We start from the raw sequence: 16424 nt of genomic DNA, 5'->3' as shown, positions 1-16424 counted from the left end.
CGCCACTGTCCGCCGTTGGTCCTTTTTTCGTCGCTTCCCCCCGCATTCCATGCCCGAAATCACCCCCGACACGATCGTCTGTGCCCTGTTCGGGCACCCGGTCGGTCATTCGATGTCGCCCGCGATTCACAATGCCGCCTTTGATGCATTGGGGCTGCCCTATGTTTACGTCGCTCACGACGTGACGCCGGGCCAAGTCGGTGAAGCACTGCGAGGCGTGCGTGCGATGGGGTACCGAGGACTGTCGGTCACCATTCCGCACAAAGTGGAAGCCATGGAGAACGTCGACGTCGTCGACCCAACGGCCCAGGGCATCGGATGCATCAACACGGTGGTCAACAACGATGGCGTGCTGACCGGTTTCAACAGCGACGGACGCGGAGCCCTGAACGCGTTAATTGACGCCGACGCTGATCCGCAGGACAAAAACGTACTGATCCTGAGCTCCGGCGGTGCCGCGCGAGCCATTGCCGTCACCTTGGTCCGCGAAAATCCGCCGCAACGTATTGCCATCGCCGGAAAAACGGATTCTCGGGTGCAAAGCCTTGTTGCCGATGTTCAGTCCCAGGGCGGCACGCCGATCGTCGGATGCGGGTTGAACGCCGAAGCATTGAAACCCGAAGTCGATGCGGCGGACATCATCATCCACTGTTCACCGGTCGGAATGCATCCCAACGAAGACGCCACGCTAATCCCGGCCGCATGGTTGCGTCGCGACTTGGCCGTCTTTGACGCCGTCTACAACCCACGTCGGACCAAGCTGTTGGCCGATACCATGGCGGCCGGCGGACGCACGATCGAAGGGTTGGAAATGTTCTTGGGTCAGGCTTATGTCCAGTTCGAACTGTGGACCGGCAAACCGGCACCTCGGGACGTCATGCGGCGCGTCGTGGAGTCACGACTGTGAACGTGGTATTGGTCGGATACCGGGGAACGGGAAAAAGTGCCGTCGCGAACCGCATCGCACGTCGACTGAACTTGCGGAAAATTAGTTTGGACGACGCCGTCGTTCGAACAGCCGGCAAGTCGATTCCTGAGATCGTCGACGCCGAGGGATGGACCGCCTTTCGTGACCTGGAAGAATCGGTCGTCCAGCGTTTCACCGGCCAAGATGGACTGGTCATTGACTGTGGCGGTGGGGTGATCGAACGAGATGCCAATCTCGCCCGCCTTAAGCAAGCCGGACCGGTGATCTGGCTGACCGCCTCCGTTCCAACCATCGCTCGGCGGATCGGCGGTGACACCCAGCGGCCATCACTGACGGGTTCACACAGCTTCGTCGATGAAATCGCCGACGTCCTTCAGCGGCGTCACCCGCGATACCAAAGCGTCAGTGACTTCGAAGTATGCACTGACGACGTGACCGTCGCACAAGTGGCCGACGCGGTTGTGGCATGGCTGGTCGAAGCGGGACATGTGCAGGCTTCCTAATCAGGCCATCGCCCGATCAGCCCATCGCGGATCGAATGCCAAACTCGATCCATAACACACTCACAGGTCGCCGGCGAATCAACCACGCCGATTCGACGCACGATCGCTTGGACCGATGCCACCACGCATCACGCCCTGATCGTCTTCTTGAGGTGTTTCCCCCAAGACGATGTTGAACCTTGCCTGCAACTCGTTCAGTTTCGAATCGGCGATCGGATTGAACTTGGCGGTCACCAGCTTGCGTCTTTCGGAATCACGAATGGTTCGGAAGACACCATCCCGTTCGTTTTGCGGATGCCCTTCGATCAGGATCTGGGACGTCATCACCCGACGACCATTCATGCTGACCGCAAAGTGGATGTGGGGCGTACGGCCGGGATAAGTCGTCGGCTTGATCGTGCGAAAGTAATAGCGTCCGTTCACGTCCGTCAGGAATCGACCATAGCCTTGAAAATTCGTGTCGCGTCCCTTGGCCCCGTTGCTACCAGAGTGCAGATAAACGCCATTGGCATCGACTTGCCAGATTTCCACAAACGCGTTTCGGACTGGTTCGCCGCTGCGGCGCAAAACCTTGCCGGTCAAATGCGTGACTTGACCAACCGCGGGATCGATCGAATCGTTGATCACCAGCAGGTCGTTGTCGGTGTCCAGCGGCAGCTTGTCCGGATAGAACGGCCCTTCGGTCAGTCGAGGCGTGATTTCCAGTTGTTCCGCCATCACCCCCGGCGTCCACAACGCGGGAATCCCGGCCGGTAAAACCCGCAACGCAGCCCGCCGGCTGAACAAATTTGTATGTCCCATCCGCGTTTGTCTCCCGCCCCAACATCAAAACCGAATCGACCGCACGCCGCGGTCCGTGGTGCCAGTGAAACCCCTTGGGGTGTGCCAAGTTCCGGCGCCGCCGTGTCCTCATCGTAGAGGGTTTCGGTTTCTGTCACAAAATTTCGCAAACTTTTCCATCACCGACGGGGTCACTCGTGGCGTGAAAGATCCCCACGTCAGACGACCGCAATGGGGCGGGACCACCCGCTGCATCAGGACATTCGATCGATCGGCCGTTCCGAACCGCTGGTCCAGCGTGGCAAAGGCTTGGCCCCGGGTCCGATCCGCGTTGACCGGCGCTAGGGGCGAAGTATAGTTCTCGACTCACCGCGCCGTCGCGCCACCGACCCATGCGATCAAAACGGCCCTTGCGAACCGAGGGTTGCACCCGAGATGCCCGGCTGACCGCCGGCGGTCGATCCCCACCAGCGACGACAAATATCACGGCAATTCCGTGTGCTCCGCTTTGCCGGAACAACGGGGCTGTGCCGGGCGACTCTGCGGTCGCTCGCTTCAGTCAAGCCGAACTTCACCCATGCGTGGAATCTCGTTCGCGATCACATGGCGGGCGGCCCGGCGGGCCGGCCCCCGATCGGCGAACCGATCCGCGTGATTTCGAAATCGAAATTTCTGAGACGAACGAATACATGCTGAACTACTTTCGCTCGCAGGACGGCTCGATCAAAAACGACGTGCTGTCCGGCCTGACGGTCGCCCTGGCATTGGTCCCCGAAGCGATCGCGTTCGCGTTTGTGGCCGGCGTTTCACCGCTGATCGGGTTGTATTCGGCTTTTTTCCTGGGGCTGATCACTGCGGTGTTGGGCGGACGTCCCGGCATGATTTCCGGTGCCACCGGTGCGATGGCGGTGGTCGTCGTGTCCCTGGTCGCAGATCACGGAATTGAATACCTGTTCCCGACCGTGATCTTGTGCGGGGTGTTCCAGGTCGCGATCGGCCTGGCACGTCTGGGCAAGTTCATCCGCATGGTCCCACACCCGGTCATGCTAGGTTTCGTCAACGGTTTGGCGATCGTGATTGGTTTGGCCCAGATCAGCAGCTTTAAAACACTTTCGCCCGACGGTGAAATGGTCTTTCTGTCGGGTGCTGCCCTCGGTTGGATGCTGGGGTTGGTCGGATTGACGATGGCCATCATTTGGCTGTTGCCCAAGATGACCCGAGCGGTCCCGGCTTCGCTGGCCGCCATCTTGGTCGTCACGGGCATCTCCGTCGCGATCAACCAGACGTCCGGCTTTGGAACGGTCCCGACCGCCGACGATGCAACCAGTCGAACGGTGCTAACCGTCGGTGACTTGCTGGCCAATAACGCCACCGCAGCGGCCATCGCCGAAGGCGTCCCGCCGGGAGAACCGGCCAGCATGCGTGGTGGATTGCCGATGCCGTTCTTCTTGGAGTACGCGATCGCACCGCTGACCTGGGAAACCTTCAAAATCATCCTTCCCTTTGCCGTCGTGCTTTGCGGCGTCGGGCTGATTGAATCGTTGATGACGCTGTCGCTGATCGACGAAATCACCAACACACGGGGACGTGGCGACCGGGAATGCATCGGCCAGGGTGTTGCCAACCTTACCTGCGGCTTCTTCGGCGGCATGGGTGGTTGTGCGATGATCGGTCAATCGTTGATCAACGTGAACTCCGGCGGGCGCGGACGCTTGTCGGGAATCACCGCAGCGGTCTGTCTTTTGGCCTTCGTCTTGTTCCTGTCCCCTTGGATCGAACAAATTCCGATGGCCGCCCTGGTCGGCGTGATGTTCATGGTCGTGATCGGAACCTTTGAATGGGCATCCCTGCGGATGTTCCACCGCATGCCTGCCAGTGACATGTTTGTCATGGTCCTGGTCACGGCGTACACCGTTTTCATGCACGACCTGGCAACCGCAGTCATCTTGGGCGTGATCGTATCTGCACTGGTCTTTGCTTGGAAACACGCCACGCACATGGGGGCGGACGTCAAGCTGAACGAACACGGCAGCAAGATCTATCAACTGCACGGGCCACTGTTTTTCGCATCGGTCGCGTCGTTCAAGGAATTGTTCGACGTCGAAAATGATCCCGATGACGTCGTGGTTGATTTCTATTACACGCGTGTTTACGACCAATCTGGTTTGGAGGCGATCAATTCACTGGCCGAACGCTACGAAACCGCCAACAAACGCTTGCACCTGACGCACCTAAGCCTGGAATGTCGCCAGTTGCTGGATCGTGCCGGCGACTTGGTGGAAATCAATCTTTCCGAAGACCCGCAGTACCACGTCGCCACCGATCGTCTGGTCACGCGTCCGAACGAATCCATGGAAGTTGGCGATTTGGTCGACGCCGCCAAGGATGCCGCACACCCGCGTTCGATGGCCTAGTGCGGCGTCCCTACGCGATCAAAGACTGATTTCCATCTCCACGAATTGATCCGGCCGGCTCCGATACTTTTCCGCCATCTTTTGCAACGTTTCCCAGCGTGTCGAATGCGTGGGCCGTTCAAACGATGGTGTCTCCGCCGGCAAATTCAGTAACAAGGATTTGCGAACCATCATTGCCCGGATCTTTCGTGTCCGCACCTGACCGGCTTGTTCGTGCGTTAGACACATCAAATAGATCTCGGTGCGGACGTCCATGGACGCATCACGCCGCAGGTGTCCCAGTGCAAATCGTTCGCTGACCTCGTTCAGCACGGCATTCAAGTAGTACCAGGCATCCGCCTTGGGGATTGGAATCACCGGATCATCCAACGTGGTCTTTGACGCCAGTTCGCCCAAGGCTTTCGACGCCGATGGGTTCAGCAAGATTTCGGTACAGTCCATTTCCAGGATCGTCCGAATCTTTAAAACGCCCTTTTCGATCGACGTCAGTGACACGTTCAGCCGGTCCAAAAATTCGCGGCGACGCCAGCGGGTGCGTGCCCGACGACCGGCCAGGTACGAAGCCGCATACGCGGCAACGACAATCCACAGCAATTCCGGCCAATTGTCGATCAGGTAATCGTATAACGATTCAATCACATCACGCATCATTCATTCCCCACTTCGGCGACTCGTCGGTAGTTCGTTTCGACCGCCAGGGCCTCGTCGCCTTCGGGGCTGACATTGAAAGCCGTGATGACCAATTGTTGTGGATCGCGCAGTGACAACAACGTTTTCCATCCCCACGGCGGCGTGCCAGGACCGACGTCATAGTGGCCGAAAACCTGGCAGCCTTCGTCCGTCGCGGGACCTTCGGAAAACATGATCGCGCCGTTCATATGAAAACTGTCAATCCATGCCGATTGCCATCGCTGGGTTATCTCGTTGAACACCCATGTTTCTTCGCCCGATCGCGGGCGACCTTGGATCGTTCCACCGTATTGGTGCTTTAAAAATTGACCGCCCATCACCGCGGCCATCGTTCCGGTGACGTCCGATTCGTCGGCCAATTTCCCAGGCTCAAACCATGTGCGACAAACGCCTTGCCAATGGCCGCACAGATTCGCGATGAGTTTTTCGGCTTCCACAATCTGGGGCTCCGTTGGATTGATGCTGATACCGCTGGGGACTGGCATCTTATCGTGCATTTGACCGGCCGACCTGCAATCTGACCTGGCACGTCCCCCCGAATTTGATGTGCAAGCCTGACCAGTTCTGGTCCCAGATCCGCATCATGCATCATCCTGAACGCCGATTCAGGATTCCCCACAAAAGTCGATCGACCACGGGTGCATCGTCCACTGGGGCAGGGCACCGCGCACAATCACAAACGCCCGCGATCCAAGACACACCGATTTCGACGCTTGGGCTTCAAAGCCTGGCCTATTCTCTCAAAAAAAGCTGCCTAACCATGAAATGGCACTCGGAACTTACCCTGCCCGTGTTGGTCACCGCTGTTTTCGCATTCACGGTTTTGGTGGTGCCGACGGTTTCGGCCTGTACTCGCATCCTTTGGAACTCCAGCGACTCGGCGGCAATCGTCGGCCGCACGATGGACTGGGCCGAATCCACCCAACCCAAACTGTGGGTCTTTCCAAGGGGCATCCAGCGTGACGGGGGCATGTTGGGACCGGTGCGGCTGATCCATGATCGACCCGCACGCTGGAAATCTCGGTATGGATCTGTGGTCGTTTCGGGTTACGACTTGGGCGCCTTTGACGGATTGAATGAAAGGGGGCTGGGCATGCACCTGTTGTTCTTGACCGCCACCGATTACGGTGCCCCAGACGACACCAAGGACCGCGTCCAGGCCGGATTATGGGGCCAGTACCTGCTTGATAATGCCGCGTCGGTCAACGAAGCGATCGACTTGATGGAGGGGATCCAGCCGGTGATGGTCGAACACGGCGGTTTCAAATCCACGCTGCATCTGGCCATCGAAGATTCATCGGGCGATTCGGCCATCGTCGAATACGTCGGCGGAAAAGCCAAGATCTACCACGGATCCCAACACCGTGTGATGACCAACGACCCGCCATACGACCAACAGCTCAAAGAACTGGCCAAGTGGGACTTTAGCGATGCGACCCGCGAAACACCGTTGCCGGGCAACGTGAACCCCATCGCCCGGTTCGTGCGCGCGAACTATTTCCTGGAATCGCTTCGCAAACCACGCAGCGAACGCGAAGCAATCGCTTCGGTCCTGTCGATCGCACGCAACGCTTCGGTGCCGTTCAATGCACCTTACAAGACGCCGGGAACGATCTATGACACGGAATATCGCACCGTCGCAGATCTGGCGGCCCGACGCTATTTCTTTGAACTGACCACCAGCCCCAATGTCATCTGGATCGACCTAAACGCGTTTGATCTTCGTGAAGGCGGCGAAACAAAAACGCTGGACCCCAACGACATCCACCTTTCAGGCAGCGTCGAATCAAATTTCCAGGTCGTCGACCAACCGCCTTTCTAAGTTCGACCTGCCGCTGGCGATACCCAGCGGCGCGTCGATACGAATGAAAGCCAGGCAAAGCCAGGATCGAACGATCCGCGTAACTCGCCCGTCGATACGACTAGCCTTCCAGCGGTGCGTCGTCACCGGTTGCCTCGTCACCGGTTGCCTCGTCACCATTGCCGGCCTGTTCGTCTCGGATGCTGGCCGGTGAGGTTTCGATTCCCTTTTCCTTCTTTTCGGGAATCTCTTTTTCGCGTTCTTCCTTCAACGTCTGGTTCGCGGTTTGGAGCGCCGATTTGGTCTGGTTCAAATTCTTTTTCAAATTGCCATTCTGACGAGTGAGCTGGCGGATTTGTTTTTGAGCTTCATCACGTGCTTGGATTGCCTGTGCCATCGCCTCCGCAGCCACCTTTTTGGAGGCCGCTAACTGATCTTCCGCTTGCTGCGAACGTTTCTTTTCCTTCGCAAGCTGCTGCTTCAGCTGATCCGTTTGTTTTTGCATCTCGGCAATCGTCTGCTTTGCTTCGCTCAACGCCTTGGCGGTTTGCTCGCCCGATGCCGTCAATTCTTCCACCTGTTGCCGTAGGGCGACCAATTCTTCGGTCAATAAAATGTTCAGCTGACTCGGGTGATCCAAGGTTCCCATATCGCTGACAGAAACAACGTCGCCGCAAGCGGTCGATGGAATCGCAATGGTGGCAGGGGCACATACGGGTTCGACCGCACAGCCACACGGTGACGACAGCAGGTTTTCACCGTAAGCGGAAGTCGAACAGGAAACGATCAGCGCGGCAGCTGTGATTGATGATGCAATCAAGGTGTTCATCGTATCGGCGGGATTGTGGGGGAAGGATTGGTGGGTGGGTTTGGCGGGAATACAGGGCACCGTCATCCCGCTTGGTCTCACTGTAATTCGGCGACCGTGCATTTCAGGACGCGGCGGCTCTTCGACTCAAAATTTCCGCCTATCCCTGAATGTAACCGTCGTTTCACCGGCTTCATGCTGACCGACAGCGGGTGCGACAAAAGGCACGTCGAGGATGTCGTCGACACTAAACAAAAGTCGACACCATCTGATCCGCGACACTGATCAGCGTGCGGTAGTCGTATCCCTACAGTGTGCGCGTCGGTCCGCGGCACGCCAGCTGCACTGCGTCGCCCGGTCGGAACGCCCTTCGGCGTCCCCAATCTATTCCGACCGAAGATCGTCCGCGATCGTAGCGCCCGAATTCCACTTGGCCTTTTTATGGAACATGAAACCCAATTGATCGACCGTTCTGGATTTGCCATCGAGGACTTTCCGCAGACGCTTCCAGCAGGTCATCGCCTGCAAGAACGTTGTCTGTTGCCGGAATTGATGGACGACCCACGGCTGGATGACCAACTTCATTATCAGGCGCTGGACGGCCTGCGACGCATCAACCGAATCAGCCGATGCAGTGAACGGTTTTGGCCCACGCTGAAACGATTGGCGACCACGATGGATCGACCGCTGCGTGTTTTGGATGTTGCCACTGGTGGTGGTGACGTGGTGGCTTCGCTGTCGCGAATGGCTCAACGCAGTGGAACGCCAATGCAGATCGACGGCTGCGACATCAGCCGACGGGCCTTGCAGTACGCTCGCCAGCATGCCGAAACAACGGGCATGAAGGACTGTCGATTCTTCGCAATCGATGTTTTGAATGAGTCATTGCCAGACGACTACGACGTGATCCTGAACTCGTTGTTCCTTCACCACCTGACACGATGCGAAACGGTTCGCGTGTTGGCCAATATGGCTGCATCCTGTCGCCGCGCCGTCCTGATCAGTGACCTTCGCCGTACCAGGTGGGGATACTTCTTGGCGACAGCGGGGTCACGTCTGATCACACGCAGCCCGATCGTACACCTCGACGGTGCACAATCCGTGCGTGCCGCTTGGTCGGACACAGAATTCCATGCGATCACTCAAGAAGCCGGGCTCGGTGATAGTGAATTGACGTTCCATTGGCCGCAACGCTTCTTTCTGAAGTGGTGCAAGCCATGAAACGCGTAGCGTCCATCGACGTGTCCAGTAACCTCCAATCCGCGGGACAAACCCTTTGGGACTGCATCATCATCGGTGCGGGCCCTGCAGGCAGCCTTGCCGCACGGCAGTTGGCCAAAGACGGATTGCGGACACTGCTGGTGGACCGCAAGTCGTTTCCTCGTGACAAAGTCTGTGGCGCATGCGTGAATCACCGCGCACTGACGGCCCTTGCAGCCGCCGATCTACAGGACGTCGTCAGCAGCTGTGGCGGAATCCGCCTCAGCCACTTCGACTTGCGAGCCGGCGGCAAGCATGTGCGACTCAATTTGCCCGGCGGTCTGGCAGTGTCGCGACACAAACTGGATGCCGTACTCCTTGATGCGGCCCGCGATGCCGGCGCGTTCACCCTATCGCAAGTTAACGCCAGCGTCTTGCCTCGCGAAAACGACGCGGCCCATCGCGAAATCCAGTTGACCCTCGCCAATTCATCCTCAAGCACCAAGACAGTCGTCCGCGGAAAAACGGTTCTGGCCGCCGACGGCTTGGGACATCCCAGCCTGCGAAAACTGAACGAGTTCACCGACTCGATTTCAGCGAAGTCGCGCATCGGATTGGGCGGCATCCTGCGAGACAACGCGGGGCATCGGTCGTTTGAACACCTCAAGCGCGGTGTCATCTACATGGCGACCGGCGCGCAGGGATACGTCGGCATGGTCCGAGTCGAAAACGGCCATTTGAACTTTGCCGCCGCGGTGGATCGATCCGGCTATCGATCCGCAAACGCCCCACAAACACTGCTTTCCGACATCATTGAAACCGCCGGGTATGGTCCGCTGCCCATCGATGGTCTGCGGTTGACCGGCACCCGAGAATTGACCCGACGAACCAATCGCGTGGCTTCGGATCGTGTGTTCGTCGTCGGCGACGCGGCCGGATACGTCGAGCCCTTCACCGGCGAAGGCATGGCCTGGGCATTCGCCGGCGGTCTGAGCGTAGCCCCTGTGATTCGACAATCGCTTTCCGACTCGGTATCAGTCCGGCTGGCCGAAACACGCTGGCAACAACACTGGGACCAACAGATTGCATCCAGGCAACGGTGGTGTCGACGCTTGGCTTGGCTACTGCGACGTCCTCGCGGGATCGACGTGGCGATGAAAACCGCGTGCGCCTTCCCTCGTCTAACCTCACCGATCATTCAATCGATGAACGCTTCGTTCGCGGGCTGAACCGCGAACTGTGTTCACGTCGAATCGGTCGCCAGCATCGGCTCGCACTCTCTTCGGGTGACTCTTGATCCTGACGGACTTGGATGTGAACTGATCCGAAGGCAACGAAACAGGCGATCACCAACCGTTCAATTGGGCGATGCGGCCGAAAATGCTGATGCCATATCGTCCTTCACGAGTCTTACCTTGGTCGACATAACGTTTGACCAGCGGCAACGCGGGTTCACCCATCCAATCGATCACATTGTGCAGCATCGGCTCGTTTTCGGTTCCTTCGAATAACATCTCCTCCAAACACGCCAACGCCTGTTTGGAATCTCCCAATTCGACCAGCGTCCAGGCCGACATCATACGGACCTCGTGCGATTCATCGGAAAGACCGTTTCGCAGGACATCCTTTGCCGGCATCGCGTGCTGATCCAGCAGGTGAAGCCCGACAGCGGACCACCAGCGAATGACTTCATCGCTGTCGGACATTCCGCGGACGAACGTATCCAAATGGGCAGGGTCCCTCTCCAACGCAAGGTCGGCGACATCCAGGTACCGTTCCAACGGATACAGATTCTCGTCCCGCACCATCTCGTAGATAGTGATTCCGTTGGTGGCCGCACGTCGTTCCCGCATTTTCTCGGGCATTAATCCCGAGTCACGCAACTCCAACTGTTTTTCGCGAAGCGCCTTCTTCAGTTCGCTGATCTTGGCCTGATGCTCCGGTGCATCGATCAGATTGTGCACATTGTCGAAATCTGTCTGATTGTCGTAGAACTCTTCCGAAACACGCGGACGAAAGAACCGACCGGTGATTTCATTGGTTTTGCCTTCGCGATGGTGTTGCTCCCAAGCCGCCGTCAAAGGTGCTTTCCAAAGATAGGCCAAGTGCTGTCCGGCTGGGGCATAGGGCATGTAGTTTTTGTGATAGGCGTATCGTTCGTCACGAATCATGCGAACGTTGTCCAGTCGTTCGTCGGCACGTTCACGGAACCCAAGATGATACTTCGGCGCCGGTTCCATCTGATCTCCCAGAAAAACCGTGCCTTGAAACTGCTCGGGAATGTCCGCATCGGCCAAGGCCAACCAAGTTTTCGGCATGTCGACAAAACTGACGATGCGATCCACCGTCGTTCCGGGTTCGGCGGCCGGATACAAGTGCTTCCACTTCGCGGGAATTCGGATAACCAGAGGACAGTGCACACCGCTGGCATACAGGAATCGCTTGCTTCGCGCCATCACTCCACCGTGGTCGGAGTTGTAGACAATGATCGTGTCGTCGTACAAACCATCCTGCTTCAGCGCCTCGATCGTCGCCCCAACCTTGGCGTCCATCCGTTCGACCGCCTCTGCGTATTTCGCATAGTTCTTTCGAACCACCGGCAGATCAGGATGATAGGAATACAACTTCATTTTTGCCGGGTCCTTGGTCACATTGTCCACGCTCCCGTGGGCACGACTTTCGTGACTGTCTTGGATGTTCACGACGGCAAAAAACGGTTGTCCCGGCTTTCGATATTTCCAGCCGTAAGGCGATTTTCCCTTCTCGCCTTTGAAGTCCCAGCACGCTTTGTCTTCGCGTCCGCCGATGTTGTAATCCGTCTTTCCAGGATTCGATGTGTGGTAGCCGGCCTCACGCAACAGATCGGGATAGTATTTGATCTGGTCATGCGGGATCGGATTGCGGCTCCGCATCGGCTGCGTTCCGTTGGAAATGCCATACATCCCGGTGATCCAACACGATCGTGTCGGCGCACAAACAGCCGCGTTGTCAAAACAGTGCGTGTAGCGAAAACCTTCCTCGGCCAACCCGTCGATCGCCGGTGTATTTGCGTTGGTTCCGCCGTAACAACTGACCCAGGAAACCCCGTTGTCCTCACTGGTGATCCACAAAATGTTCGGTCGGTCAGCCCCAGCGGTCGTTGCGGTTTCGGATCGGCCATTTTCGGCCTGAGCCATCGCCGGGGAAACGTGGCCGCTGCCCGCGATGCACAACGCCGCCCAAAAAGAGAACAAGAAACACCTTGAATCGGGCATCAGAAAAACCTTGGTGATGAATGCGGGGCGGTCGATCGAGAATCCCGCATCTTCGTTCAGCCGACACCAAGCGTCAACAATCGTCGGGCGGTTGCGCCGCGAACGGGACAAAAGGCCCCAAGCCATCTTTGGAAAACCAACCGGGAAGACTCACTTTCAAAACGCCGAATGGCTTCTAGGCTCTGCGCATCGTTGCAAGGTAGGCGGGCGCCAACATCTCCGAGAGGCGGATCCGAATCGAATGATGGTCAAGAACTGCAGCACAACGATGCGTACACCGACAGTCCAAGAACACGATTTCATTGGCGACAGGAACGTACGCGATGCCATCGCGATCGCTGCGTCCCTAAGATCTAATGCTTTCTAAGTAGGCGGACAGATCTTTTCAGACTTATTGCCCCGATGCGCAAGTTTTGAAGTTGCGCTTTTACCCGGGGCATTGGTTTTTGGTAACCGGAAGCGTGAGCGAGGCGATGTCAGCATCATTTATCCCCGCTCACGCGTCGAGTTACCAGAAATGCGCAACTTCAAAACGCGTAAACGAGGAACGAACCGGTGAAGAACGCGGTCCCTCGCTGACGCGTCGGGTTGCCATCTTTCACGAGACGCCTGTCCGCCTGCTTAAGAGTGCCGTAAGCGGGCTTTCGTCGGCGATCACGGATCGGCGGTGGCTTGATGAACCAGGTCCGTCAACGAAAACGCGTATCGGCGTTCGTCCATCACCCTTGAACGCGACCTTTGAAGACAACGCTTTCATTCATCGGATTCCCCCCGTGCGAAGCCCAGTGGCTCCGATACGGTATGCAAAGGTTATTGCGATTTGCCGTCTGCAGCACCGATTCCGGTGTACGTTTGCATGACCGTTGAATAGTGTGGTGACGGCATTTCCACGGTCTTGTGTTTGGGCCACTAACATCCAGCTTGTCGGGGACCCCTCTGATGCAACGACTTGGACTGGCACTATCTGGCGGCGGCTTTCGCGCGGTTCTCTATCATCTCGGCGTCGTGCGTTTTCTCCGTGACGCGGGTCTGCTGTCACAGGTCACGCACATCACTTCGGTCTCCGGTGGCAGCGTCCTAGCCGCCCATCTGGTGCTGAACTGGGACCGCTACTGCGGGAGCGATGAGGAATGGCAACAAGTCGCTGAAGAGATTCTGCAATTGGTGCAGCTGGATGTACGCAATCGCATTGTTCGCCGGTTCCCATTGGCATCGATGGCGAACATCGGCAGACGGACTCTGCGAATGTCGACGCGCCGTCAGTACACACGCGCCGGACTGCTGGAGCAACACTACGAAAAGTGCTTGTACGGCGACACCAGCCTTTTCAATCTTCCCCAGCGACCGCAGCTATACATCCTGGCTACCAACCTGAGCGAGGGTTCACTTTGCGCGTTCTACCGGGACGGCTTGCTACTGCTGCGACGGACCCCGGGACGATACGACCGCTTTGAAAAAGTACGGATGGGGCTGGCAACGGTCCCCATGGCGGTCGCGGCTTCGTCGGCGTTCCCGGGATTCTTTCCCCCATTGGAATTGAGGAACTGGGAGGTCGGTGCCAAGGAGGGGGAATTCAGCCGTCTGTCATTCACCGATGGAGGCATCTATGACAATATTGGATTGCGGATGTTCCACCACATCCAACAAACGTCACTAAGCGATGCGGGGGCGCCCGACGCGACTGATGTGCTTGATCCTGACGCGATGGCGGCGGCATTATCTTCGGGAGCAGAGATGCCCGAGAATACTGCCATGCGACGGTTATGGGAAAAACTGACGGCGCTGGATCCAGACATCACTGTCGCGAAATCCAAACGGGAGGCTCAACAGTATCAACGGATTTTGATCGACAACCTGGGGACGATCGTCCGCAACGACGAGCTCTATCGCGACCCGGTCTTCCATGAGATCCAATTATCCAATCCGCGGGCACGCGCGTTGCTCGATGACATCAACACGTCCTTCGATCGGTTGGAATCGAGCGACCAAGTCTGGTTGAATCGCCAGTTGATCGCTGCGGCGTTGGAGCGATTCACCGGCAAACCATGTTTGCGTTCAGGCGGCGATGGCTTCGATGGCATATTGGTCAGCGATGCGGGCGCTTCGTTCAAGGTTCGTGGAGACGGCAAAGCAGGCGGCCTTTTCAGTACGGCCATGCGATCCTCCGACATCTTGATGGACCGGGTCAACCAGTTGGAACTTGAATCATTCCGCTATACGCCCGGCGTCCTGTTCTTCCCGATCACGCAGGTCGTCCAGCAAACGGAGGATTCGCACGCACCGCATCCGGAAATCCAACATCATGCGTCGCTGATCCGCACGGACATGGATGCCTTCTCGGACTTGGAGGTGTCGGCTCTTGTGCAACACGGGTACTGCGTGGCCCGACAAGCCTGTCGCGAACGAGCGTTGTTGCCGCCGGCCGAAATCCCAAGTGGTCCGCCTTGGAATCCAGTCGCTGCCAGGGCAATACGGAAAGGCACCACGGCCGGCTCGGTCGCTTTGCTGAGCGATCCCGGCACGGCCTTGCAGTTTGCCCGTCGGCTTCAGCAATCGTCATCACGCCGAATCCTGAGCACGCTGCTGAGCTTTCGCGATTGGCCGACCTATGTGTGGGTGCCCATCGTCACACTGTTGATGCTCACACTGCCTTACCTGCTTTACAAGTCAAACAGGACCGCGACCCAACGAGGGTACGTGCTGGCAGCAGTCGCGGAAACGAGCCCGCTTTATCGAAAAATACTGGATCTGATCCAGGCGGGGCCGATCCGCACGGTGGAAGCCGTGGACTTTGAAGAAGTGACTTCGATGGAAGACCTCAACTTCGACGGCTTCGAAGTCCTGTCGGATGACAGAATTTTCGACCTGCGGGCTTTGGTGCCCAATTCGTCCGGGCAAGAATCAAAGCCCTACGTGCATAGTCGGCTCCGAGTCCGGCGGACCAAGGTCACGGACGAAAACCCACACTTGCGATTCCAAATACCGTCGAACGACGAAACGCTGAATTACTTCTGCAAGACCAAGAGTCTGAGACCGCGGCATCGGCGGATGAAACTGGCAGATGGAAGATACCTTTGGGAACTGGACCTTGACTTCAGCAGCGTTCCACTCGGAGATGACGCCGAACTGGTTCTTGAGGGTTTATTGATCAGTGAATCAAGTGAGCAGTACGCTGACGAAGGGCGTTTTCAATTCAGCCTTCCGGCCGACACGGGGCTGGCACAGATCTGGATGCTGATGCCAGAAAATCGAAACTACGAAAACTTTGAAATCAGCGGGTGGCCAATTGATGCACCCGAGCTGGCAGAGCCCATCGATCCCACCACGAAGGTCGAGCTTCCCATTGGTTCCATTGCAACATTCCAATTGATCAATCCCAGGGATCACTTTCGTTACGAATGCCGCTGGAAATGGAGCGGCACGGCGCAGTAGCCCAGTGACGCCGCAGGAATCTCGCGATACGGGCATCTGTCTGCTTCGTGCGGCCGGAATGCAACTGGTGGCGGTGGCGCCACGAAAGAGGCCACTCCGCTAGCGGGCAACCTTCAGCCACAGAGCACCCATTCTGATAACGGGCGCCGAGGGATTTGCCAAAGCCAAAGAAGGACTGAGCGAGGGGGCCATCTTGATCGAGAACACTTTGCTCAAGTCACTTGGAATGCAATCAAATCTGTGTGCGGGCACAAATCTGTCGGCCGATGAACGCAACACTAAGGATGTCGAGGCCGATCAAAGACATCCCAGGAACACGCGTGGCCGTTGCTGACCACGGGTGACCGGGAAGTACCGAAGGTGGGACTCGAACCCACATGAGGTTGCCCTCACCGGATTTTGAATCCGGCGCGTCTGCCAATTCCGCCACTTCGGCTTTGCTGCAAAGCGTGAACCACGGATTGTAAGCGGCGGCGTGGTCTTGGCAAGACGCCCGAGGGGGCGGATTTCGGGGGCCCGCCGGTGATCGCGATCCGCGATCGGGTTTTGACACCTGAGGCGACTTTGCCGCGTCCGAAGATTTTCGCTCAATTTGCCGCAGCGATTCGCCGATG

The 16424-nt window shown here is 57.6% G+C and carries 11 protein-coding genes, 1 tRNA gene and 1 pseudogene; 7 read left to right on the top strand and 6 right to left on the bottom strand.

All coding sequences use genetic code 11. The features are described 5' to 3' along the window. Positions 1–49 precede the first annotated feature (49 nt). Both aroE and HFP54_RS18975 read left to right on the top strand, forming a co-directional pair. Complete coding sequence (aroE, locus tag HFP54_RS18980; protein ID WP_146415803.1) at positions 50–907, top strand: shikimate dehydrogenase; 858 nt, start codon at positions 50–52, stop codon at positions 905–907. Then, on the top strand, positions 904–1431 hold the full coding sequence (locus HFP54_RS18975; RefSeq protein ID WP_146415804.1) for a shikimate kinase: 528 nt from the start codon (positions 904–906) through the stop codon (positions 1429–1431). Before aroE ends, HFP54_RS18975 begins: the two co-directional genes overlap by 4 nt. A 78-nt stretch (positions 1432–1509) precedes the next feature. On the opposite strand, the gene HFP54_RS18970 is transcribed toward HFP54_RS18975, so the two are convergent. Further along, the gene (locus HFP54_RS18970) at positions 1510–2232 is read right to left on the bottom strand and encodes a dioxygenase family protein (protein ID WP_168566392.1); all 723 of its coding nucleotides are present in this window, start codon (positions 2230–2232) and stop codon (positions 1510–1512) included. 668 nt (positions 2233–2900) lie between these two features. On the opposite strand from HFP54_RS18970, the pseudogene HFP54_RS18965 reads away from it, so the two are divergent. Next, positions 2901–4544: pseudogene (locus tag HFP54_RS18965) on the top strand (SulP family inorganic anion transporter); the annotation flags it as partial. Between the two features lie 99 nt (positions 4545–4643). Here HFP54_RS18965 and HFP54_RS18960 read toward each other — a convergent pair. Both HFP54_RS18960 and HFP54_RS18955 read right to left on the bottom strand, forming a co-directional pair. After that, complete coding sequence (locus tag HFP54_RS18960) at positions 4644–5276, bottom strand: hypothetical protein (protein WP_206036296.1); 633 nt, start codon at positions 5274–5276, stop codon at positions 4644–4646. Continuing rightward, complete coding sequence (locus tag HFP54_RS18955) at positions 5273–5812, bottom strand: DUF1579 family protein (RefSeq protein WP_235952049.1); 540 nt, start codon at positions 5810–5812, stop codon at positions 5273–5275. Before HFP54_RS18955 ends, HFP54_RS18960 begins: the two co-directional genes overlap by 4 nt. Before the next feature lie 263 nt (positions 5813–6075). Here HFP54_RS18955 and bsh point away from each other — a divergent pair, with 263 nt between their 5' ends. Then, positions 6076–7137 carry a bile salt hydrolase gene (bsh, locus tag HFP54_RS18950; protein WP_168566389.1) on the top strand — a complete coding sequence of 354 codons (1062 nt, stop codon included), beginning with the start codon at positions 6076–6078 and terminating at the stop codon, positions 7135–7137. Between the two features lie 100 nt (positions 7138–7237). Here the strand turns inward: bsh and HFP54_RS18945 are convergent, their stop codons facing one another. Next, entirely contained in the window at positions 7238–7945 is a 708-nt protein-coding gene (locus tag HFP54_RS18945; RefSeq protein WP_168566388.1) for a hypothetical protein, read from the bottom strand. A 420-nt stretch (positions 7946–8365) separates the two neighbouring features. On the opposite strand from HFP54_RS18945, the gene HFP54_RS18940 reads away from it, so the two are divergent. Together HFP54_RS18940 and HFP54_RS18935 are read left to right on the top strand one after the other, a co-directional pair. Next, positions 8366–9145 carry a methyltransferase domain-containing protein gene (locus tag HFP54_RS18940; protein WP_168566387.1) on the top strand — a complete coding sequence of 260 codons (780 nt, stop codon included), beginning with the start codon at positions 8366–8368 and terminating at the stop codon, positions 9143–9145. Next, a complete protein-coding gene (locus HFP54_RS18935; RefSeq protein WP_168566386.1) occupies positions 9142–10353 on the top strand; it encodes an NAD(P)/FAD-dependent oxidoreductase in 1212 nt (403 codons plus the stop codon). The genes HFP54_RS18940 and HFP54_RS18935 overlap by 4 nt, the downstream gene beginning before the upstream one ends. 117 nt (positions 10354–10470) lie before the next feature. Here HFP54_RS18935 and HFP54_RS18930 read toward each other — a convergent pair whose 3' ends face one another. Beyond that, on the bottom strand, positions 10471–12378 hold the full coding sequence (locus HFP54_RS18930; protein WP_235952047.1) for a sulfatase-like hydrolase/transferase: 1908 nt from the start codon (positions 12376–12378) through the stop codon (positions 10471–10473). A 939-nt stretch (positions 12379–13317) separates the two neighbouring features. On the opposite strand from HFP54_RS18930, the gene HFP54_RS18925 reads away from it, so the two are divergent. Continuing rightward, positions 13318–15810, top strand: a complete 2493-nt coding sequence (locus HFP54_RS18925; protein WP_168566385.1) for a patatin-like phospholipase family protein — start codon at positions 13318–13320, stop codon at positions 15808–15810. Between the two features lie 352 nt (positions 15811–16162). Here HFP54_RS18925 and HFP54_RS18920 read toward each other — a convergent pair. Then, positions 16163–16246, bottom strand: a tRNA-Leu gene (locus tag HFP54_RS18920). Between the last annotated feature and the right edge of the window lie 178 nt (positions 16247–16424).

The sequence above is a fragment of the Crateriforma spongiae genome (assembly GCF_012290005.1).
Lineage (GTDB): Bacteria > Planctomycetota > Planctomycetia > Pirellulales > Pirellulaceae > Crateriforma > Crateriforma spongiae.
This window is presented reverse-complemented; position numbering and strand designations above follow the sequence as displayed.